Origin of the sequence: Synechococcus sp. CS-1332 (genome assembly GCF_025127995.1) — a bacterium.
Taxonomy (GTDB): Bacteria; Cyanobacteriota; Cyanobacteriia; order PCC-6307; family Cyanobiaceae; genus Cyanobium.
Genome location: NZ_JAHLYP010000027.1, coordinates 1 through 19,183, shown reverse-complemented (window position 1 = coordinate 19,183; position 19,183 = coordinate 1). Strand labels below are relative to the sequence as shown.

Here is a 19,183-nt window from a genome sequence, read left to right as displayed (position 1 = left end):
GGGGCCGGGGTCTTGAGCCAACTTCCCCACCATCTCGGCCTGCCCCCCTTCCGCCAGCGTTCCCCCTGGATTGGCGGCGATCTCCAGACCCTGCGGGACACCCTGCGGCCCCTGCGGTTCCCCCCTGATCGTGCCCAGCCGCTGCAGATCCCCCTGGCGGACGGCGACCAGCTGGTGGCTCTGCTGGATCGTCCCGATCGCGGAGAGCCGCTCGGCCTGGTGCTGGTGCTGCATGGTCTGGGGGGCTCCAGCGACGGCCCCGGCCCGCGGCGCCTGGCCCTGGCCCTGGCCGCCGACGGCTTCGCCGTGCTGCGCCTCAACCTGCGGGGGGCAGGGCGCGGCCGGCCCCTCGCCCGGGGCACCTACTGCGCCCTCTGCAACGACGATCTCCGCCCTGCCGTGGCCTGGGCCCGACAGCTGGCCCCTGACCTGCCCCTCTTCGGCGCCGGCATTTCCCTGGGGGGCACGGTGCTGCTCAATGCGGGCCTGGGCGGCCTGGGGTTCGATGGCCTGGTCTGCGTCAGCAGTCCCCTTGATCTGGGGGTCTGTGCTGTCCAGTTCGAGCGCCGTCGCAACCGGGTGTACCAGCGCTGGCTGATGGAGCGTCTGCGGGAGCAGACCCTGGCTGATCCGGGGGGGCTCAAGGAGGCGGAACGCCAGGCGCTGCTCGGGCCGCAGCGGGCCCGCACGATCCGGGCCTTCGATGCGGCCATCACCGCACCACGCTGGGGTTTCGCCTCGGTGGCCGCCTACTACGCCGCCGCCAGTCCCCTGGCTTCCCTGCTCGATGGCCGGCCCCTGCCCCCCACCCTGCTGCTCCATGCCGGCGACGACCCCTGGGTGCCGGTGGGCCCGCTGCGGCAGCTGGCGGCCGCGCTCCCCGGCCAGGATGGGGCCGGCGCGGGAGCGGTCCCCACGGTCGTGATCACGCCCCAGGGCGGCCACAACGGCTTCCATGCCCCCGGTGATGGGCCGGCCTGCTGGGCTGATCGGCTGGTGGTGGCCTGGTTGCGGCGCCTCAGCCGGGGGCAAGGGGGTGGCTGAAGGGGGTGCGCCGCACGATCCATTCCTCGATCGGCTCACCCCCAATCACGTGTTGATGCACGATCCGCTCGATCCGCTCGGGAGTGACGCCGCCGTAGGTGAGGCCCTCCGGCCAGATCAGCAGCACCGGCCCGTCGCAACAGACCCGCAGGCAATCAGCCTTGGTGCGCAGCACCACGCCCTGGGGCCGGCCGGGCTCCTCCAGTCCCAGCTCCCGAACCAGCTGCTTGAGCCGGTTCCAGCTGGCCGCTCCGATGGCCGGGTCGCCACAGAGCGCCTTGGTGGGCGTCGCGCAGAGCAGCAGGTGGTGCTGGACGCCGCTCATGCCGGCAGCGCCTGCAGGGCGGCCGCCTCGCGGGTGGCCTGGCGGGCCCAGCCATCCACGGCCAGCACGTCGTCAAGGGAGGGTTCGCGGTGGTGGTCGACACGGTGGCGGTCGCAGACCCGCTCGATCAGCTCGGGGATGGCGAGGAAGGGGATCGCCTCTTCCAGGAACAGGGCCACGGCCTGCTCGTTGGCGGCATTGAGCACGGCCGGCATGGTGCCGCCGGCTCGGCCGGCGGCGTAGGCCAGCGCCATGCAGGGGTATTTCTCGCGGTCGGGGGCGCGGAAGGTGAGCTGGCCCACGGCGGTGAGATCGAGGCGGCGCCAGGGGGTCTCCAGCCGCTCCGGCCAGCTGAGGCAGTAGAGGAGGGGAAGTTTCATGTCGGGCCAGCCGAGTTGGGCCAGCACCGAGGAATCGGCCAGCTCCACCATCGAGTGGATGATGCTCTGGGGGTGGATGACGATCTCGATGTGGTCGTAGTCGAGCCCGAACAGGTAGTGGGCTTCGATCACCTCCAGACCCTTGTTCATCAAGGTGGCCGAATCCACCGTGATCTTGCGCCCCATGCTCCAGTTGGGATGGCTGGTGGCATCCGCCACCGTGGCCTTGGCCAGGTCGGCGGCGGGCCAGTCGCGGAAGGCGCCGCCGGAGGCGGTGAGCTGGATCCGCCGCAGGCCGGGCGTGGGCACGCCGGTGGAGAGGCGGGCGGTGTCCGCCCAGGGGGTGCCCTGCAGGCACTGGAACAGGGCCGAGTGTTCGGAGTCGGCGGGCAGGAGCCGGCTGCCGCTGCGTTTGAGCTCGGGCAGCACCACCGGGCCGGCGGCGATCAGGGTTTCCTTGTTGGCCAGGGCCAGGTCCTTGCCGGCCCGGATCGCCGCCAGGGTGGGCAGCAAACCGGCGCACCCGACGATGCCGGTGACCACCAGGTCGGCGCTGGACCAGGCGGCCGCCGCGCAGAGGCCCTCGGATCCCCCCACCAGCTCGGGCAGCCGGGCCGGACGCCGGGCCGGTTCCAGGGCTGCCAGGCGGCTGGCCAGCTCGGCGACCCGGTCGGCCTCGGCCAGGGCCACCACCTCCGGTTGGTGGCGAATGATCTGCTCCACCAACAGATCGAGGTTGCGTCCGGCGGTGAGGGCCACCACCTGGAAGCGATCGGGGAACTCCTCGGCGATCTCCAGGGTCTGGGTGCCGATCGACCCGGTGGAGCCCAGCACGGCGATGGCTTTCACAGGCTGGCCCCAGCAGGATTCATGGCGTCCCAGTGTCCCATCTCCGGACGCCGGCGGCGCTGGCTTAACTGGGGCGACACCGAACCGCTTTCATGTCTTGGTTGCAACGCTGGAACTTCATCGAGCGGGCCCGGATCGAGCGCCAGCTCTGGGAAGCCTTTGAGCGCCGCGAGGATCTCGACGTGCTGGTGGAGGAGTGCCGCGGCGCGGTGGCGGCCGGTGATCGCGAGCGGGCCTTCCAGCTGGAGGTGTGGCAGACCACCCTGCAGCGGATCCGCAAGATTGAAAAACTGATGGCCGACAAGCGCCCTGGGTGATGGCCGGCCACACCCTTGCGCCGGCCGTCCCTCAGGAACGCGGCCCAGTCCTGTGCCAGGCCTGCTGCACCAGGGGCCACACCGCCTCGGGCGGCAGTCCGACCATGCAGCCGTGCTGCTCCAGCGGGCAGGCGGGGTTCTCGAAGCGGAGCTGATGGCAGCCGTTGCAGCGGTGCTGGCTGCGGCTGATCCAGACGTGGTCGGCCCTGGGGGCCCAGAGATCCCGGGGGCTGGCACCGATCCCTTCGGCGTCGGTGCCGAACAGAGCCACGGTGGGACAACCGGCGGCCGCGGCCAGATGCAGCGGGCCGGAATCGACGGCGATGCAGAGCCGGCTGCGGGCCAGGGCCCCCACCAGCACCGGCAGACTGAGTCGCCCTCGCAGATCGCGGAGGCCGGCGCGGGCGAGCAAGGCCCGCTCGATCAGGTCGCCGTCCTGGCGCGGTTCGGCGGGGGGAGGGCCGCCGATCAGGCCGATGGCCTCGGCCGCCAGGCCCATCTCGCGCCGCAGGCGCTCCAGCAGGGCCAGCCAGTTCTGCAGTGGCCAGAGCTTGGCGGCACGCTCACCGTTCACGGCGATCAGCACCGGCGGCAGCCCCGCCGGTGCGGGCTCCCAGGGGAGCTCCACCCGTTCGAAGTCGGTGTCTACAAAGGCAACGCGGCAGTGCAGTTCGCGGATGCTGTTGCTGGCGATCCAGCCGCCGTAGCGCTGCACCAGGGCGGGGCTGGCCCAGTGGGGATCGAGGGCCAGGGCCTGCAGGGGGTGGTCGCCCGGGGGGATCGACGCCGCTCCCACCACGAAACGGGGGGTCAGGGCCTGGGCCCAGGCAGAGGTGTGGGGGGCGTGGCCGTCGGCGTTGATCACCAGATCCACCCCGTCACCCTGGCCCCGGTCCCCCAGGGTTCGCCGCCACTGCGCCAGGGCAGGCAGGGCCGCCGGGCCCTGTTCCGCCAGAGGCAGGCTGGCATCGATCCAGGGATTGAGACGCTCCAGCTCCCGGGTGCGGTGGCTGCCCACGTAGGTGAGGCGGGCACCGGGATACTTGTGGCGCAGCCCCCGCAGCAGCGGTTGCAGCACCACGTAGTTGCCCAGCTTGGGGGCCCCGAGCACCACGATCCGGGGCCGGGGGCCGAGGTCCTGGTCCTGGAACCGGCGCATCAGGCGGGGCAGGGTGTTCATGGCTGCCCGGAGCAGACGGGGCCGACGGGATCGGCTGTTGGGGGAAGGGCCGCCTCAAGCACCCACTGACTCAGCCAGCGCCGCATCCAGGTGCCACGGTGGGGCTGTTCCAACCGCCGCCGGCTGTGCAGCCAGAGGCTGTTGAGCAGGAAGGTGGTGCGGTTGCAGGCCTCCAGCCGGGGGTCACTGGCGATGGTGGCGCTGGCCGTGGGGTTGGCCCGCAACTGCAGGCTCTGGAGGTCGTCCGGTGTGATCCAGTCGACGGCGTCGCTGGCGCGCAGGCGCTCGGTGTAGTCGAGGTCTTCGCAGTAGGCGGGGTGGAAGTTGGCATCGAAGAGGCCCACCCGATCCCAGGCGGCCGGTGTGATGGCGAAGGCGGAGAACTCCTGGGGGGCCGGCAGCAGCGGCAGGAACTGGGGGAGGGAGGGATCGACCCGCTCGATCACCTGGGCCAGCACGCCAGGGGCGAAGACCACGTCGTTGTTGACCAGTAGGGCGAAGGGCGCTTCGGGAAAGGCCGTGAGGATGGCGTTCCAGCTGGAGGCGACACCCTGGTTGGCGAACGGCCTCGCCACCCGCACCTGGCCGATGCCGGAGGGGGGCTCTCGCTCCAGCTGGGCCAGCAGCCGGCCGAGGGCCGCACTGTCGGGGAGGCCGGAGGCGATGCTATTGTCGACGATGGCGAGGGTCTCGACGGGGTGGTCGAGGCTGTCGAGCAGACGCAGCAAAAGATCTGGACGATTGAGGACCGGAACGCCCAGCAGGGGGATGGCCGAGGGCGTGCAGGTGCGGGGGTAGACGCCATCCAGATGCCGCCAGAAGTCATCCACCGGGGTGCGATCGCCGCTGAGGGAGGCGTACTGGGCCAGGCAGCCCCAGAGGTCCGGATTGGTGAGGTCGCCGCGGCAAGGGGACGGCGGCAGCGTGGAGAAATAGGTCCTTGTCCAGAGATAAAGGAGGGACTTTGCTGCCGCGAGGTCCCCCTTCTCAAGACAGGTGATGTAGTTACGGGCGAAGCGGTTCTGTTCCAAGCGGGCCACCGGTGGCTGGGGTCATCAGCCGAAGGTGAAGGAGTCGCCCTTGGTGGAGATGAAGGCCGTCTGGCTCGTATCGAAGGAGTACTCTTCGCCGCCGATGATCAGCAGATCGCCGTCGCCGGCGCCGAAGATCTGGGTGCCGTTGCCGAGATCACCATTGACGTTGAAGAAGACCTTGTCGACGACGGTGTCGTTGCCGAGGTCGATCCAGGTGTTCTCCACCTTGGCGGAGAACTCGAGAACGTCTTCTCCCTGTCCCAGCAGGACGGTGGAATCGCTGACCTTGCCACCGAAGATGAGGGTGTCGTCGCCGGCGCCTGTGCTGATCCTGGCAGAATCAGCTTTGCCAAGGATGGTGAAGCTGTCGTCACCGTTTCCGGCGGTGAAGGTGGTGTTCTTAAGGGCACCAGTAATGGCGGTGTTGTCACCAGCGCCGAGGGAAATCCTGCCTTTGGTGATGTCGGTGGCGATCAGGGTGTCATCGCCGGCGCCTGTGCTGATGGACGTATTACTGGTATTGCCCGTGAAGGTGACGGTGTTGTCATCCCCATTGCCGCTGTAGGAAATGTCCTTGGAGGCTCCCGAGAAGGTCGTGCGTGTGTCACCAGAGTCTGGCTCCTTGATGCCTACATCTTCGATGCTGCGGCCTTTGTTAGGGAAGACGCGGGTGTTGACCGTGTCACCGCTGAGGCTGGTGAGGACCTTGGCGCCAGAGTCGGTGGTCTGGGAGATCGTCTTGCCGGGGTCCGGCACGAAGATCGAAAGGGTATCGGAGGAAGCCATGTCGAGAAGATGCCGGTCATTCGTTGAATCGAAGCTTATGGGTATGTATTTGTACCTGCGTGTATCCCGTGTAACGTTTTCAACTTCCCCTCTTAAACATCTCACCAACGATGAGCAAAACCTAAGGTTGTCTTTGTTGAGCCTTTGTTGCTGCCCCGCGAACTACAGGCAGACTTTCAGGAAAGATATCATTGCCACAGTGCTACTGCTTGGTCACTATTCCTGTCATGCCAGTGCTTTCCGGTGATTCCGAATTCGAGCAGGTCCTTCAGGAAGTCAGGCAGGCGGAGAGCCGGCAGGAATGGTGTGAAGCCGCCTGCATTTACCAGGAATTGATTGAGGTGCATGGTGCAGATGTGCCGCTGATCCTGCGTGCCGCCAACGCCCTCTGGCTCTCCGATCAGCCCGAGGAGGCCCTGGGGCTCTACCGGCGGGCGTCCCTCCTGCTGCCCTCCAGCCCGGCCCCCTTGATGGGCCTTGGCAACTGCCTGCGGGATCTCAACCGCTTCGAGGCGGCCGACCGCGCCTTCCGGGCCAGCCGCCAGCTCGACGATGGGCCGGAAGTGGCCTGCAACCATGCCTCGGTGCTAATCGGGTTGGAGGCCTACGCGGAGGCCTACGCCCTGGCCGAACGCCGATTCGAACTGCCCAGCCACGCCCCAGGACCGGAGGGAGGGGTGGGGGCTGTGGTGGCCGCCACCCGGCGGCTGCACGTCCGCACCGAACAGGGCCTGGGGGATGGCCTGCAGTACCTGCGCTGGATTCCCTCCCTGATGGAGCAGGCCGCCGCCCGGGGCCAGCAGGTGGTGCTGGAGGTGGAGCCGTCGCTGGTGGCGCTGCTGCAGGTGGGGCTGGCCTGGTTGCCCCAGCCACCGGAGGTGCGGGCCCGACTCGAACCCGACGCAGACGGCCAGGGGGATCCCGCTGACCGAAGCCTGGTGAGCCTGCTGTCGCTTCCGGCGGCCCTGGGCGGTGCCCCCTGCCCCCAGCCGCCGGGGTCGGATGGGCGCGGCACCTACCTGCGGGGTCTCGCCGACGAGGCGTCTGCCGATAGCTACGGCCGGCCGCCGCGGATCGGACTCACCTGGGCCAGCGGCCGCAAGCTCAGCGATGGCTTCACCCGCCGGGAATACCGCAAGCGCAGCCTGCCGGCCGCCGCCCTGGTGCGGCTGGTGGAGGGTCTGGTGGCCCTGGGGTGTGAGCCGGTACTGCTCCAGCAGGGGGAGGACAGGCAGCTGGCGGAGCCCGTGGACCACCTGTTCGGTGGGGCCATCGACCCAACGGGTGATTTTCTCGCCACGGCCCGGGTGCTGGCCGGTACCGACCTGGTGCTCACTGTGGACACGGCCATGGCCCACCTGGCCGGCGCCATGGGCCATCCGGCCTGGGTGCTGCTTCCCTTCAGCGCCGATCCCCGCTGGCTGAGGCAACGGGAGGACAGCCCTTGGTACCCGAGTCTGCGCCTGTTCCGCCAGGCCGACGACCGGGTCTGGCGGCCGGTGGTGGAGGCGGTGCTGCGGGCCCTGGAGCCACGCCTGCGCCGCCGCTGAGCCTGCGGTCGGGGGCTCAGCGCAGCAGCTGCAGGCTGCGGATCAGGGCTTCGAAGGCCTCGGCGGCCCGGTTCACCTCGTAGCGGGCGTCGACGGTCGCACGGGCGGCGTCGGCCAGGGCGGCGAAGGCGGGCGGGTCGGCCAGCACCGCCAGCAACGTTTCGGCCAGGCGATCGGTGTCGTTGAAGGGCACCAGCAGTCCGTTGTGGCCGTTCTGGATCACCTCGTTCAGTGGCGGGTTGTCGGAGCCCACCACCAGGGCGCCGGAGGCCATCGCCTCCAGCAGGCTCCAGGAGAGGGCGTAGGGATAGGACAGGTGGACGTGGGCGGCACTGATACGGAACAGGGCCAGCAGATCACGGTGCGCCAGGGGCGGCAGGAAATGGACACGCTCCAGGGGCAGCCGGTGGCCGAGCAGGGCCAGCAGTTCGCCCTTGTGGCCCCCAGGGTGGGACGAGGGGGCGCCGTAGCCGCTGCCGGTGCCCCCCACGATCACGGCCCGGGCGTCGGGGCGGGCGGTCAGCACGGCCGGCAGGGCCCGCAGGAAACTGCGGAAGCCCCGCAGGGGTTCGAGGTTGCGGCTGGCGAAGGTGATCACCGGATCGCCCTTCGCCAGGGTGGGGCCGTCCTCCAGCCGCAGGCTGGTGGTCCCGGTGGTGTTGGGTGGCAGGGCGATGCCTTCGTGCAGCACGTGGAAACGGCTGCGCAGGTGGGGGGGGAAGGTGTCGCGGGCGAAGCGGGTGGGCACGACGCAGGCGTCCGCGTCGGCTACCGCCGCCAGGCCCATCAGGTTGCCGCGGCGCCACTGGGCCCGCAGGGCGAACGAGGGTTCGGCCAGATCGGCATCGAAGCCATAGCCCAGCAGCAGCGGGGCGGCATAGAGCTCGGGGTAGGCGATCAGCACCGCCTCGGGCCAGATGTCGGCCAGGTAGAGGAGTTCCCCCCAGCCGCTGTGGGCGAGCACGGCCTGCGGCCGGTAGCCCTGGTCACGCAGCTGCAGGCAGCGCTCCTGGACGCGTGCGGCCCGGTGCAGGTTGGTCTCCAGCAGTGGATCCACCAGCCCCGCCGGTAGGGCCGGCGCCTGCCAGGCGTAGTCGAGCCGCTCGCCGCGGGGCGTCGCACCCAGGCCGAGGACGCGATGGCCGCGGCGTTCAAGGGCGGGGGTCAGATCACGAAACTGGCCGGGATGGTTCTGATGGATCAGCAACAGTTCCATCGGTCAACGCTATTACAATCTCGCTGCCTGAACTGACCTGCGTCATGTCGCTCTGGAGCCGTCTGTTCGGACGCCGGGATACGGTGAGCTGGGGTGAAAAAAAGCTGCAGAAAGAGAGTGGTCTTCTGGATACGCTGGTGAGCGATCCAGGCACCATCCCGATGGAGATGGATCGCCGGCCCCAGATCACCCCTTGGTCGGCGGCGCGCCTGGGCACGATCTTCATGGATTTCGCCCACGAAGCCACCCCCACCCGACTGGCGGAGGCGCGGCTGGCACGCCAGTGCCTGTCGAAGTTCTGGTTGAGTGCGCCGATTGATGCGCTGGAGCTTCTCTATGGATCGGCGGTCGGCCAGAGCTATCGCCAGATGATCGGGACTGAGCTGGCCTCCCAGCCCCTGCTGCGCGATGAAGAGAGCTGGAGAGACAATCTCTCCGAGCGTCTCCAGAGCGGCTTCGATCGGCCGGAAATGGCCAATGTGCTGCTGGCGGTGATGCCCTATTTCCGCCGCGGCAAGATGAAAGTGCGCAACTGCGAACAGAATCTTCCCGACTGGTTGCTCGCGGACTACGCCAGTCTGTTTGAGCCGGAACTGCTGCCCCGCCTGCGCCAGCCCAGCCCCTTGGAGCGCCGGGCCCTGGCGCCGGCCGGTGCCGTGAAGGAGGTGGGGCCATCAGCTGTGGAGTCCGAGCTGCCGCCGCTGCCCCAGCTCTCCTCCTTCAGCGGTGCCCAGGCCCTGCAGCTCACCGGCAGTGAGGAGTTCCTCACCCGCCTCAACGGGCTGGTGAATCTGTTCGAGATCGACCCGGATGACGGGGCCATCCTGCAGGAGTTGGGCAGCTTCCGTCGCCAGCTGGGCCAGATCTGGCTGGACACCCCCGCTGAGCGACTGCAGCCCCTGTTCGAGAGCCCGTTCGGTGACCTCTACCGCAAGTTCCTTCGCAGCGGCTACGCCGGCACCCCCCTGTCGGAGGAGGACCGCCAGCTGCGGGGCCAGCTGGCCCACTACGTGCGCAACATGACCCGCCCCAAGGCCACCCAGGTGGTGCTGGCGGTGCTGCCCTTCTACCCCCCCGGCAAGATCGGCTTCGCCGGCGGCGAGCAGTTCATGCCCCAGTGGCTGCTGGGGGCCCTGCCCAGCCTCTACGTGAAGAGCTGAACGCGGCTGGCCGCCAAGACGGGGGCCTCACTCGTGGAACTCCTTCCACAGCAGCCAGTAGGTGAGGTAGCCGAGCAGGGGCAGCAGGATCATCGGGGCCAGGGCGAACAGGGCCACCACCGGCGGCAGGTGGAGCACCAGCCAGAGCAGCACCAGGCCATAGGCGAGAAAGGCCAGGGTGATGCCCACCCACTGTTGGCGCAGGCCCTCGTTGAGGCGCAGGCGCCAGGCCTTGAAACGGCGGCGGCGGCGTTGCTCGGGTGGCACGAAGCGCCACCAGTCGCCCTGGGGTCTTGCGCTCACTGGGACCGCAGACGCTGGAGGTTGCGGCGCTGGTCTTCGAACAGGCCGGTGAGCAGGCTGATCACGCGCCGCTCGCGCAACTTGATGTCGGCGGTGAGGGCCATGCCGGCCTGGAGCGGCACGCTTCCCGCATCAGGCAGGGGGATGGTCTGGCGGCCCAGTTTGAGGATGACCGGAAAGTGGAGGCCCTCGGCCTGGGTGCCGAGCACCTGGGTCTGCTCCTCGGGGGTGAGGGCATCGGAGCCGATGCGCTCCACCTTGGCCGGCACGTAGCCAAAGCTGCTGGCGGGGAAGGTTTCGATCGAGAGTTCGGCGCCCTGGCCCACCTGCACGAAGCCGATGGCCTTGTTGGGCAGATACACCTTCGCCCGCAGGGAATCCTGGGGCACCACCTTCAGCAGGGGCGTGGTGGCGTTGACGCCCACCACGCTGCCGGCGCTGGCGTCGACGTCGAAGACGAGGCCAGCGGCGGGGGCGGTGAGCAGGCCGTACTGGATCTGGAGGCGGGCCTGGCGGATCTGGGCGTCGAGATCACTGATCTGGCGCAGGTTGGCTTCGATCGCCGTGCGCAGCTCCACGTCGGTGCCGGAACCGGTGTTGACCAGCTGGGAGCGCAGGCGGGCTATCTCGCTCTCCTCTTCGGCCACGTTGGTGCGCAGGTCCTGCATCCTGTTGCGCGCTTCAAGCAGCTGCACCTCACTGACGGCGCCATCGCGCACCAGGGACTGGTAGCGGCGTTCGATGTCGGCGTAGATGCGCAGGGAATCGCGGTAGCCCGCCAGGCGGGTGGTGCTCTTGGCCAGTTCCTCGCGGGCGGCGTCCAGGCGGCTGTTGAGCTCGCGGGCGCGGTCGCGCAGCTGGTTCTGCTGGTTGGCGGTGAGGCCGGCGGTGGCGGCCTCCTCGCCCAGGGTGACCTTGGCGACGCGGTTCTCGTTGAGCAGCCGCTCGCGGATGCTCTCGGCGGCGGCCAGCTTGCTGCGGGGTTCGCGCAGGTCGAAGCGGATCAGGGGCTGGCCCTTTCTCACCGACTGGCCCTCCTTCACCAGCACCTCCTCGACCACGCCGGGGACGGGGGAGGCGACGTCCTTAACGGTGCTGGTGGGCTCGAGCTTGCCGGGTACGGCCACGGTTTCAGAGATCGGCGCCGTGACGCTCCAGAGGCCGAGGGCGGCCACCCCGCCCACCCCCGCCCAGACCAGCAGACTGGAGCTGCGGCGGCTCTTGCGCAGCACCACGGTGTCGCGGAACGACCACTCCTGGGCGCTGTCGGAGCCGGTGGTGGCGAGGCCGCTGCCGAAGGGGTGGCTGACGGCCGAGGGGTCGCTGGGGTCGCCGGGGGGCGGAGCCTCCGCTGCCGGGGAATCCGCCGCCGGCGCTCCGGCGGGAAGGGAGCCCTGGCCCACCAGATCGACGCGCACCGGAATCACCGGGTGGCGGCGGCTGGAGCGGGGGGAGCGCAGCCAGTTCACACAGCCATCGAGCAGGGACACCAGGCGGGAGGCGGGATCGGAGGAACGGGGTGGGGGGGCCATCAGCTGAGACCCTCCTGGTTCTGGCTGCGGAAGAGGGCGTAGTACCAGCCGCGCATCTGCATCAGCTGGCGGTGGTTGCCCTGCTCCATCACGGCGCCTTTGTCCATCAGCACGATCAGATCGGCGGGCTGGACGGTGGAGAGGCGGTGGGTGATGAAGAAAACGGTGCGGCCCCGGAAGGCCTCGAACAGGTTGATGCACACCTGGCGCTCGGTGCTGGCGTCGAGGGCGCTGGTGGCCTCATCGAGGATCAGCATCCGGGGGTTCTGGAGCACGGCCCGGGCCAGGGCGAGGCGCTGGCGCTGGCCGCCGGAGAGGCCGGCGCCCCGTTCGCCGACGTTGGAGTTGTAGCCCTGGGGCATCTGCATGATGAAGTCGTGGGCGCAGGCGATGCGGGCGGCGCGGATCATCTCGGCGGCGGTGGCATCGGGCTTCACCATCAGCAGGTTCTCGCGGATGCTGCCGTCGAAGAGGAGCGAATCCTGGGGCACCACGCCGATCTGGCGACGCAGGGAATAGAGCTCCACCTTGCCGATGTCGAGGCCATCGATCAGCACGCTGCCCCGCAGGGGGGCGTAGAAGCGGGAGAGGAGCTTGAGCAGGGTGGATTTGCCGCTGCCGGACCCCCCCACCAGCCCCACGAAGGAACCGGCGGGGACCTCCAGATCCACGCCATCGAGCACCAGGGGGCCCTGGTCGCGGAAGCGGAAGCCCACATCCACGAACTGCACCCGGCCCTGGAGGGGGGGCAGGGGGATGTTGCTGGCCTGCTCGCTGGTCTGCTCGGTGTCGCGGTCGACCACGTCGGCCACCATGCGCAGGGCCTGGGTGTTGAACTGGAAGTCCTGCCAGGTGCCCACCAGCTGCACCAGGGGCTGGCGGATGTAGCCGGAGAGGATGTTGAAGGCGAACAGGGCGCCGAGGTTGAGCTGGCCCTGGATGATCAGCCAGATCGCCACGGCGATCACCACCAGCTGCCCAATGTTGCTGAGGAAGCTGGAGAGGTTGGCGATCGCTTCGCGGGTCACCTTGAGCTTGAAGTCTTCGCCGATGTAGGCGGAATAGCGGTTCTGGAACTCCCAGCGGGTCTTGAGTTCGGCGTTCTGGGATTTGATCGTCTGGATGCCGGTGATGGCCTCGTTGAGGAAGCTGGAGGCCCGCACCGCCTGGGCCATGGTGCGGTTGATCTGGCTGCGCACCAGGGGATTGCTGACCAGGCCCACGGCGGCGATCAGGGGCAGGGTGGCCAGGGTCACCAGGGTGAGCAGGGGACTGATGGCAAAAAGGATGGCCAGGTAAAGGATCGAGAAGGCGAAGTCCACCAGGGTGGGCAGGGTCTGGCCGAGCAGGAAATCGCGCAGGCGATCGAGCTGGGAGAAGTAGAAGGTGATCTGGCCCACGGGGCGGGCATCGAAGAAGCCCTGGGGCAGCCGCACCAGCTGGTCGAGGATCGTGGCCTTGGCCTCCTGGTCGACGCGGTTGGCCAGATCGGTGAACAGGAAGCTGCGCAGGGTCTTGAAGATGCTCTCCAATAGGGTGGCGAGCAGCATCACGCTGGCGATGGTCACCAGGGCGCCGAGGTCGCGGCTGGCCAGCACGCTCTGGATCAGCACCAACAGGCCGAGGGGGAAGACGAGCCGCAGGGCGTTGATCAGCACCGAGGCCACCAGCACCTCGATCAGCTCGCGGCGGTGCGGGCGTAGGAACGGGATGTACCAGCTCCAGCTGAAGCGCTGCTGTTTGGCGTCGGGTTTGCGGTCGAAGAGCAGCAGCTCCACCAGGCCGCCATCGTGGGTGACCAGCTCCTCGGCCGGCACCAGCAGGGCGCCGAGCTCGGCTTCCAGCAGGCGGGCGCGGCCATCGGGTTCGACGCCATCGAGCAGGCCGAAGTGGCCGTTCTGGAACAGCAGGGCCGGGGCGGGCACGCGCCCCAGTCTGCTGGCGGGCACGCGGGAGAGCACCACCCGCAGGCCGAGGGTGTCCATGATCTGGCCGATGTTGACCAGGTTGAGCTGGTCCTGGCGCTGCAGGATGGCGTCCACCTGATCGGCGAGAGCATCGCGGTTCAGCGGCAGGCCGAAGTAATCGGCCAGGGCCTGGCAGAGGGCGATCGGAACGGCGCGAACACCGCTGGCCCGGCCCAGGGCCAGCTGGCCGCTGCGGTCGCCGGCCCGGCGCGGCGGCGGTTCGAGGGCGCGGGCGTAGGTGCCGCCGGCCTCCTCGGCCAGCACGGTGGGGGTGAGGGGGTCGGGGCCGAGGGTGATCGGTGCTTCCGCCTCGCGGGGGATCGCCAGGCCCACCAGCCGCAGCCAGGGGGCCTCGGGGCCGGGGGGTACCAGGGGACGGTCTGACCAGGGTTCGGCCAACGGCAGGCCGCTGCTGGCGTACCAGCGGAAGCCGGGGGGCAGGCCCAGCTCGCCCGGGCCACCGGGGCGCAGGCTGCGCAGGCGGATCTGGTCGGGGGGCAGGGGCCAGTCCTCGAGCAGGGCTTCGCCGTGGGGATCCCGCTGGGCCAGGGCCAGCAACAGGGTGTGGAGTTCGGCGGCGCTGGGCTGGTTGGCGAACCAGGCGGCGAAGTCGGGATGGCCGCTCAGGAGGTCGCGGAAGGCGGCGGCGGGGAGCTGCAGGGCCTCCACCTCGGTGGTGGCGCGCAGATGTTCGCAGGGGTCGCGGCGCAGCAGGCCGGCCCAGCCGGCCAGGCTTCCGGGGCCGAGGCGTTCGATCGTGCGCAGGCCCCGGCCGCTGGGGCTGGGGCCGAGGCTGCGAAGCTGGCCGCTGCAGAGCAGCAGCAGGCCCTCGGGTAAGACGTCTGGGCGCAGGACGGTCTGGCCGATGCGGAAGCGCAGGGGCTCTAGCAGCGGATCGATGGCGTCGCGGCGGGCGGGTGGGAGCCGGTCGAAGGGGGCGAAGTCGTTGAGCAGGCCGCTGATGGCTCCGGGGGAGGAGGTCATGGGCTGTCGTCCTCCTGCAGCAGGGCGAGCATCGCGTCGAGGGGCGGCAGCGGCTGGCCTTCGAGGAGGAGCCGCGCCCGCTGCTCGAGCCATTCCTCGAAGAGTTCGCCCATCATGCGCTCCCTGGTGGGTTCGTTCAACTCGGCGGGCAGGAACTGTTCGAGCCTCAGCACCACCCAGCTCTCGCCCGCTTGAAAAGGTTCGAACAGCTGGCCGGGGCGGCCGCGGCGCAGGCGGCTGACCATGCTCTCGTGGCCGGCGGCCAACGGCAGGGGGCCGATCTGGCCGCGGCAGTGGCGCTCGGGGCCTTCGGAATGGAGCGGCGCCAGGGCGTCGAAGTCGGCCTCACCTTCGGCGATCTGGTGGTGCAGCTCGGCGGCGAGGTCCTCGCTGTCGACGCGCAGCAGGGAATAGACCACCTGGTCGAGCTCGGGTTTGCGCTGCAGGAAGCGCACTTCCACCTCGTCCTCCCAGCGGCAGCGCACCAGGCGCTGCAGGCGCCGCTTCTGGGTGGCGAGGATGCGCAGGTCGTCGAAGACCAGGCCGCGCTCCTTGAGCCAGCCGGGCACGTGGTCGTCGTCGCTGATGCCGCGGCGCTCCAGGAAGGCGGCCATCAGGGCCTTCTCCTCCTCGATGGGCAGGGGAATGGCGTGGACGAGCTGGTCGAGCACCCAGGCGCGGGCCAGGGGGCGGGCCTGGCCCTGCTGGCGGATGAGACGGTTGAGCTCGGAGAGGGCCAGCCAGGGGCGGCCGGGGGGCAATTCCACCACCGCCGGCTCCGGCAGGCCGGAGAGGGGTTCGGGCAGGGTGTCGCGGGGGGTGCTCATGGGGAGGTCCGCCGGTGGGGCAGCTGGAGTCTGTCGAGGGCGTCGGCCATCAGGGCCAGGCCGCGCTCCCGGCTCCAGGTGGCGCTGGCGAAGCGGAAGGCGGCGGCGCCCATGGCCCGCCAGGTGTCGTCGTCATCGTTGAGTTGGAGCACCGCCTGACACCAGTCGTCGGGGCTGCTGGCGATCAGCACCTCCTGGCCGTGGCGCAGGCCGGTGGCCTCGGCGGCCAGGGGGCTGAGCACCTGGGGCAGGCCGTGGGCGGCGGCGGCCACCACCTTGCCCTTGAGGCCGGCGCCGGAGCGCAGCGGCGCCACGAAGACGCGATGGCGGGCGTACACCGTGGCCGGATCGGCCACCCAGCCCTCGACGACCACGCCGGCTTCGGCGCCCCAGCGGGCGGCCAGGCCGGCTTCGAGACCGCTGCCGTAGAGGTGCAGACGCAGGTCGGGCCGCCGCTGCTGGAGCTCGGGCCACACCTGCCGCAGGAAGGCCTCGACGGCGTCGCGGTTGGGGGGATGGCCGTAGCTGCCAAGGAAGGCGAGGCCCGTGCGGCCCTCGAGGGGGGCGGGAGTTTCCGGGCCGTGCACCACCCAGGGGCAGGGGGCGGTGGCGGCCTCGCCGAGGGTTTCGGCTTCGATCACAGCCCGCTCCACCTCGGAATAACTGAAGGTGAGATCCACCTGGCGCATCACCGCCAGCTCCTGGCGCTTCACCTCTTCCACCGCTTCGAGGGCGCGGCGGCCCGCGTCGCCCTCGAGACCCTCGGCGCGGGCGGCACGCAGCTGGCGCAGGTGGTGCAGGTCGGCGTTGCAGAAGAGCAGGCGGGCCTGGGGGGCATGGCGCTGGATCAGGGGCAGGGCCGGCGCGGCCACGGTGTGGCGGGTGAGATAGATGAGGTCGAACTCGCCGCCCCGTTCGGCCAGGAACTGCTCCAGGGAGAGCACGAAGGGGGCATGGAGGCACTCGATGCCGCGGCGCTGGAGCGCGTCGCTGTAGTTGGCCAGCCAGGCCAGGTTGAGGGGCAGCAGGGACACCTTCCAGCCGAGGGCCTGGAGCAGCTCGATCTCCACCAGGGCGGCATGGCTGCCGGCATCGCGATCGGGCCGGGGCGTTTCCTGGTCGAGGAACAGGGCCCGGCCGAGGATGCCCCGGTCCTTGATGGCTTCGGCGCCGGCATGGTTGGGTTCAAGGCTGCCCTCGAAGGCCCCGGCCCACTTCTGCTGAAAGACGGGGCCGTTGACCGCCTGAAAGCGCTTGAGTCCTGTGCTGGCACCGGTGTCGGTGCCGCAGCTCAGGCCCTCGTGGTGGATCACCCGGGCCAGGGGGGCGTAGCGCACCGTGTGGCCGGCCTGGCGCACCTTGAAGGCCAGGTCGGTGTCTTCGTAGTAGGCGGGGGAGAATTCGGGGCTGAAACCCCCGAGCCCGTTCCAGAGTTCGCGGCGGATGGCGAGGGCGGCGGCGCTGACGTAATCCACCTGGCGGCCATAGGCCATGCGGGGGTCGTGGGGGTTGCCGCCCCGGCCGTAATTCCACGGCTCGCCGTTGCCCCAGACGATGCCGCCGGCTTCCTGCAGGCTGCCGTCGGGGTAGAGCAGCTGGGCGCCGACCAGGCCGGTGTCGGGCCAACGGTCGAAGGGATCGAGCAGCTCCTCCAGCCAGGCGGCGCAGGGTTCGGTGTCGTTGTTGAGCAGCACCAGGAAGGGGGCGTGGGCGGCGGCGGCGCCGCTGCAGCAGGCCTGGTTGAAGCCGCGGGCGAAGTCGTGGCGGATGACGCGCACGCCGGGGGCCTCGGCGGCCAGGGCGTCCGCCGTGCCGTCGGAGGAGCCGTCGTCGACCACCACGATCTCGAACGGAACACGGCTGGGGGCGTAGGCGATCGCCGCCAGGCAGCGGCGGGTGACGCCGTACTGGTTGTGCACCGGGATCACGATCGACACCAGCGGGTCGGCCGCGATCGGCAGGGCCAGGGGCTGGCGCGGCACGGCGCTGCCGTCGGGGCCGGGTTCCTGGTCGGCGGCGCCGCGGGGCAGGGGGTGCTCGAGCAGGCGCTGCAGCAGGGGCAGGTTGGCGGGCAGGGGCGTGCCGTGGGCGTCGGCCCAGGCGAGCCAAGTGCGCAGGCTGCGGTAGCGCTCTCGGGCCAGGGGCGAGAGCTCGTCGGGGAAGGGGGGACGGGCGTGCTGCTGCAGGGCCGCCCAGGGGGTGAGGTGGAAGGGCAGCAGCTCGAAGCGTTGATCCAGCACCAGGCCGGCGGCGGTTTCCAGCTGCAGGTGGTGGATGCTGCCGTCGGCGAGGGCGGTGGGGAGCAGCTGCTGGAAGGGCCAGGGCCCCTCCGGCAGGGGTTCGGGGGGCGCAATCGGCTGGGTGGTGCCGCTGTCGAGGCGCAGCAGCAGGGGCTCGGGGCCGCGGCCCCAGCCGTGCAGCAGGGGGGCCTGCAGCTGGGTGAAGGCGCCTTCGCGGATGGGACCGTGCTGGCGCTGCTGGTCAATCTGGCTGTAGGTGTCGGCATCGAGCCGCATCGGACTGCCGGGCAGTTCGGTGCCGCTGGCCTCGACCAGCACGCGCAGCACCAGCCCCTGGGAATAGGGGGGCAGGGGGTGGGAGGGACCCCACCAGAAGCGGAAGCCGCAGGGCTGCTCGATGCCCTGGGCCAGCAGATCAGGCCGGGCCTGGGCGGCCATCAGTTCGGCGATCAGCTGGCGCTGGCCGGGATCGAGCAGATCGTCGAGCACCAGCTGCAGGCGCAGGGGCGCGGCCTGGGGCTGCAGGGGCCAAGGGCAGGCCCAGCCGCTCAGGCCGCTCAACGGGCTCCAACCCTCGAGCTGGCCCACCAGGCCGGGGCGACGCCATTCGGCGAGGGAGGTGGTGGAGGGTTCCAGGGTGCCGGGCGGCTCGGCGAGCATCGCAGCCATGCTGGAATCGTTGCCGGAACCCTATTGCCCCTGTCCCGCTTTGTCTCGTTCCGCCATGGATCCGGCAGGCGGCGAACCGATGCTGCGGGTGCCGCTGCGGCTGCTGAGGGAGCTGGCGCTGCCCTACCCGGCCTATCACCAGCTGATCACCTCGCTGCGGGCTGAGGCGGCGGGCGCTGGAGGGGATCCCCTGCTGGCGGAACTGACCGAAGCGAGCGCCACGGCCCTGCGCGAGGCCCTGGAGCAACGCCACGTGGAGGCAGCCCTGGCCGCCCACGACGATCTGCTGGGCCACGTGATCGAGCTGTCGGCGGTGCGGCCGCAGGTGGCGGCGGTGCTGTGGCAGCGCTACGGCGATCTGCTCGGCCAGCTGACGGGCCAGGTGCACGAGCGGTTGGTCCCTCGCAATGGGGAGCCGGTTGAATTCAGCCTCCCCGATCGGGCCGGCGACGGGGCGCTCTGCCTTCGCATGGCGGGGATCCTTGAGCAGACGGCGGCCCAGCCCTGGGCGGTCCCCGACTGGCTGCCGGTGCTGGAACAGCAGCTGGTGCAGCACGGCGCCCTGGCCTTGCAGCACAAGATTTCGGAGGAGGCGGCTGCGGCCGGGCCCTGCCTGGATCTGTTCCTGCGTTTGGGTCAGCTGCTGGATCCTGTGCCGGCGTGGGTGGAGCAGGGCTGCCGCACGGCGATGGGGACGGTGATCGAAGCGCTGCCGCCCGCCGGCGACCTGGCGGAGCCGGAGCTGGCCCTGCTGGTGGCGCGGGTGGGCCGGCTGCCGGTGGCGGCGGAGCAGCGGCCGGCGTTCGAGGCGGCGCTGCTG

16 protein-coding genes are annotated in these 19,183 nt (G+C 70.3%); 5 read left to right on the top strand and 11 right to left on the bottom strand.

The features are described from left to right. The first annotated feature begins 12 nt into the window (after nt 1–12). Nucleotides 13–1,044 carry an alpha/beta fold hydrolase gene (locus tag KQ305_RS05480; protein WP_259724418.1) on the top strand — a complete coding sequence of 344 codons (1,032 nt, stop codon included), beginning with the start codon at nt 13–15 and terminating at the stop codon, nt 1,042–1,044. Here KQ305_RS05480 and KQ305_RS05475 read toward each other — a convergent pair. Together KQ305_RS05475 and KQ305_RS05470 are read right to left on the bottom strand one after the other, a co-directional pair. Beyond that, nucleotides 1,019–1,369: a ferredoxin gene (locus tag KQ305_RS05475; RefSeq protein ID WP_259724417.1), complete on the bottom strand. Its 351-nt coding sequence runs from the start codon at nt 1,367–1,369 to the stop codon at nt 1,019–1,021. The two genes, KQ305_RS05480 and KQ305_RS05475, sit on opposite strands and share 26 nt — an antisense overlap. Continuing rightward, nucleotides 1,366–2,598 carry a 1-deoxy-D-xylulose-5-phosphate reductoisomerase gene (locus KQ305_RS05470; RefSeq protein WP_259724416.1) on the bottom strand — a complete coding sequence of 411 codons (1,233 nt, stop codon included), beginning with the start codon at nt 2,596–2,598 and terminating at the stop codon, nt 1,366–1,368. The genes KQ305_RS05475 and KQ305_RS05470 overlap by 4 nt, the downstream gene beginning before the upstream one ends. A gap of 92 nt (nt 2,599–2,690) precedes the next feature. Here KQ305_RS05470 and KQ305_RS05465 point away from each other — a divergent pair, with 92 nt between their 5' ends. Further along, a complete protein-coding gene (locus tag KQ305_RS05465; RefSeq protein ID WP_259724415.1) occupies nt 2,691–2,915 on the top strand; it encodes a hypothetical protein in 225 nt (74 codons plus the stop codon). Nucleotides 2,916–2,946: 31 nt separating this feature from the next. On the opposite strand, the gene KQ305_RS05460 is transcribed toward KQ305_RS05465, so the two are convergent. Genes KQ305_RS05460 through KQ305_RS05450 form a run of 3 tightly spaced genes read right to left on the bottom strand, consistent with a single transcriptional unit; the run spans nt 2,947 to nt 5,915 of the window. Continuing rightward, nucleotides 2,947–4,095 (bottom strand): glycosyltransferase family 9 protein, encoded by a 1,149-nt coding sequence (locus KQ305_RS05460; protein ID WP_259724414.1) that lies wholly within the window; start codon nt 4,093–4,095, stop codon nt 2,947–2,949. Beyond that, on the bottom strand, nt 4,092–5,135 hold the full coding sequence (locus KQ305_RS05455; protein WP_259724413.1) for a glycosyltransferase family 2 protein: 1,044 nt from the start codon (nt 5,133–5,135) through the stop codon (nt 4,092–4,094). The genes KQ305_RS05460 and KQ305_RS05455 overlap by 4 nt, the downstream gene beginning before the upstream one ends. Nucleotides 5,136–5,150: 15 nt before the next feature. Further along, nucleotides 5,151–5,915 (bottom strand): hypothetical protein, encoded by a 765-nt coding sequence (locus KQ305_RS05450; protein WP_259724412.1) that lies wholly within the window; start codon nt 5,913–5,915, stop codon nt 5,151–5,153. A 227-nt stretch (nt 5,916–6,142) separates the two neighbouring features. On the opposite strand from KQ305_RS05450, the gene KQ305_RS05445 reads away from it, so the two are divergent. Then, nucleotides 6,143–7,465 (top strand): hypothetical protein, encoded by a 1,323-nt coding sequence (locus KQ305_RS05445; protein WP_259724411.1) that lies wholly within the window; start codon nt 6,143–6,145, stop codon nt 7,463–7,465. Nucleotides 7,466–7,481: 16 nt separating this feature from the next. Here the strand turns inward: KQ305_RS05445 and KQ305_RS05440 are convergent, their stop codons facing one another. Continuing rightward, nucleotides 7,482–8,681 carry a glycosyltransferase gene (locus tag KQ305_RS05440; RefSeq protein ID WP_259724410.1) on the bottom strand — a complete coding sequence of 400 codons (1,200 nt, stop codon included), beginning with the start codon at nt 8,679–8,681 and terminating at the stop codon, nt 7,482–7,484. Between the two features lie 44 nt (nt 8,682–8,725). On the opposite strand from KQ305_RS05440, the gene KQ305_RS05435 reads away from it, so the two are divergent. After that, entirely contained in the window at nt 8,726–9,841 is a 1,116-nt protein-coding gene (locus KQ305_RS05435) for a hypothetical protein (protein ID WP_259724409.1), read from the top strand. Between the two features lie 27 nt (nt 9,842–9,868). Here the strand turns inward: KQ305_RS05435 and KQ305_RS05430 are convergent, their stop codons facing one another. Genes KQ305_RS05430 through KQ305_RS05410 form a run of 5 tightly spaced genes read right to left on the bottom strand, consistent with a single transcriptional unit; the run spans nt 9,869 to nt 18,363 of the window. After that, nucleotides 9,869–10,144 (bottom strand): hypothetical protein, encoded by a 276-nt coding sequence (locus tag KQ305_RS05430; RefSeq protein WP_259724408.1) that lies wholly within the window; start codon nt 10,142–10,144, stop codon nt 9,869–9,871. Next, nucleotides 10,141–11,676, bottom strand: a complete 1,536-nt coding sequence (locus tag KQ305_RS05425; RefSeq protein WP_259724407.1) for an HlyD family efflux transporter periplasmic adaptor subunit — start codon at nt 11,674–11,676, stop codon at nt 10,141–10,143. Before KQ305_RS05425 ends, KQ305_RS05430 begins: the two co-directional genes overlap by 4 nt. After that, nucleotides 11,676–14,627 carry a peptidase domain-containing ABC transporter gene (locus tag KQ305_RS05420; protein WP_259724406.1) on the bottom strand — a complete coding sequence of 984 codons (2,952 nt, stop codon included), beginning with the start codon at nt 14,625–14,627 and terminating at the stop codon, nt 11,676–11,678. Before KQ305_RS05420 ends, KQ305_RS05425 begins: the two co-directional genes overlap by 1 nt. After that, nucleotides 14,624–15,454: a peptidylprolyl isomerase gene (locus KQ305_RS05415; protein ID WP_259724405.1), complete on the bottom strand. Its 831-nt coding sequence runs from the start codon at nt 15,452–15,454 to the stop codon at nt 14,624–14,626. Before KQ305_RS05415 ends, KQ305_RS05420 begins: the two co-directional genes overlap by 4 nt. Then, complete coding sequence (locus KQ305_RS05410; protein ID WP_259724404.1) at nt 15,451–18,363, bottom strand: glycosyltransferase; 2,913 nt, start codon at nt 18,361–18,363, stop codon at nt 15,451–15,453. The genes KQ305_RS05415 and KQ305_RS05410 overlap by 4 nt, the downstream gene beginning before the upstream one ends. A 55-nt stretch (nt 18,364–18,418) precedes the next feature. Here KQ305_RS05410 and KQ305_RS05405 point away from each other — a divergent pair. Further along, the coding region (locus tag KQ305_RS05405) for a hypothetical protein (RefSeq protein WP_259724403.1) at nt 18,419–19,183 on the top strand (765 nt) is incomplete at its 3' end.

Coding starts and splice junctions, on each gene's coding strand:
- KQ305_RS05475 (WP_259724417.1), bottom strand. CDS start 1,369: ATGAGCGGCGTCCAGCACCACCTGCTGCTCTGCGCGACGCCCACCAAG.
- KQ305_RS05465 (WP_259724415.1), top strand. CDS start 2,691: ATGTCTTGGTTGCAACGCTGGAACTTCATCGAGCGGGCCCGGATCGAG.
- KQ305_RS05460 (WP_259724414.1), bottom strand. CDS start 4,095: ATGAACACCCTGCCCCGCCTGATGCGCCGGTTCCAGGACCAGGACCTC.
- KQ305_RS05450 (WP_259724412.1), bottom strand. CDS start 5,915: ATGGCTTCCTCCGATACCCTTTCGATCTTCGTGCCGGACCCCGGCAAG.
- KQ305_RS05445 (WP_259724411.1), top strand. CDS start 6,143: ATGCCAGTGCTTTCCGGTGATTCCGAATTCGAGCAGGTCCTTCAGGAA.
- KQ305_RS05440 (WP_259724410.1), bottom strand. CDS start 8,681: ATGGAACTGTTGCTGATCCATCAGAACCATCCCGGCCAGTTTCGTGAT.
- KQ305_RS05435 (WP_259724409.1), top strand. CDS start 8,726: ATGTCGCTCTGGAGCCGTCTGTTCGGACGCCGGGATACGGTGAGCTGG.
- KQ305_RS05425 (WP_259724407.1), bottom strand. CDS start 11,676: ATGGCCCCCCCACCCCGTTCCTCCGATCCCGCCTCCCGCCTGGTGTCC.
- KQ305_RS05420 (WP_259724406.1), bottom strand. CDS start 14,627: ATGACCTCCTCCCCCGGAGCCATCAGCGGCCTGCTCAACGACTTCGCC.
- KQ305_RS05415 (WP_259724405.1), bottom strand. CDS start 15,454: ATGAGCACCCCCCGCGACACCCTGCCCGAACCCCTCTCCGGCCTGCCG.
- KQ305_RS05410 (WP_259724404.1), bottom strand. CDS start 18,363: ATGGCTGCGATGCTCGCCGAGCCGCCCGGCACCCTGGAACCCTCCACC.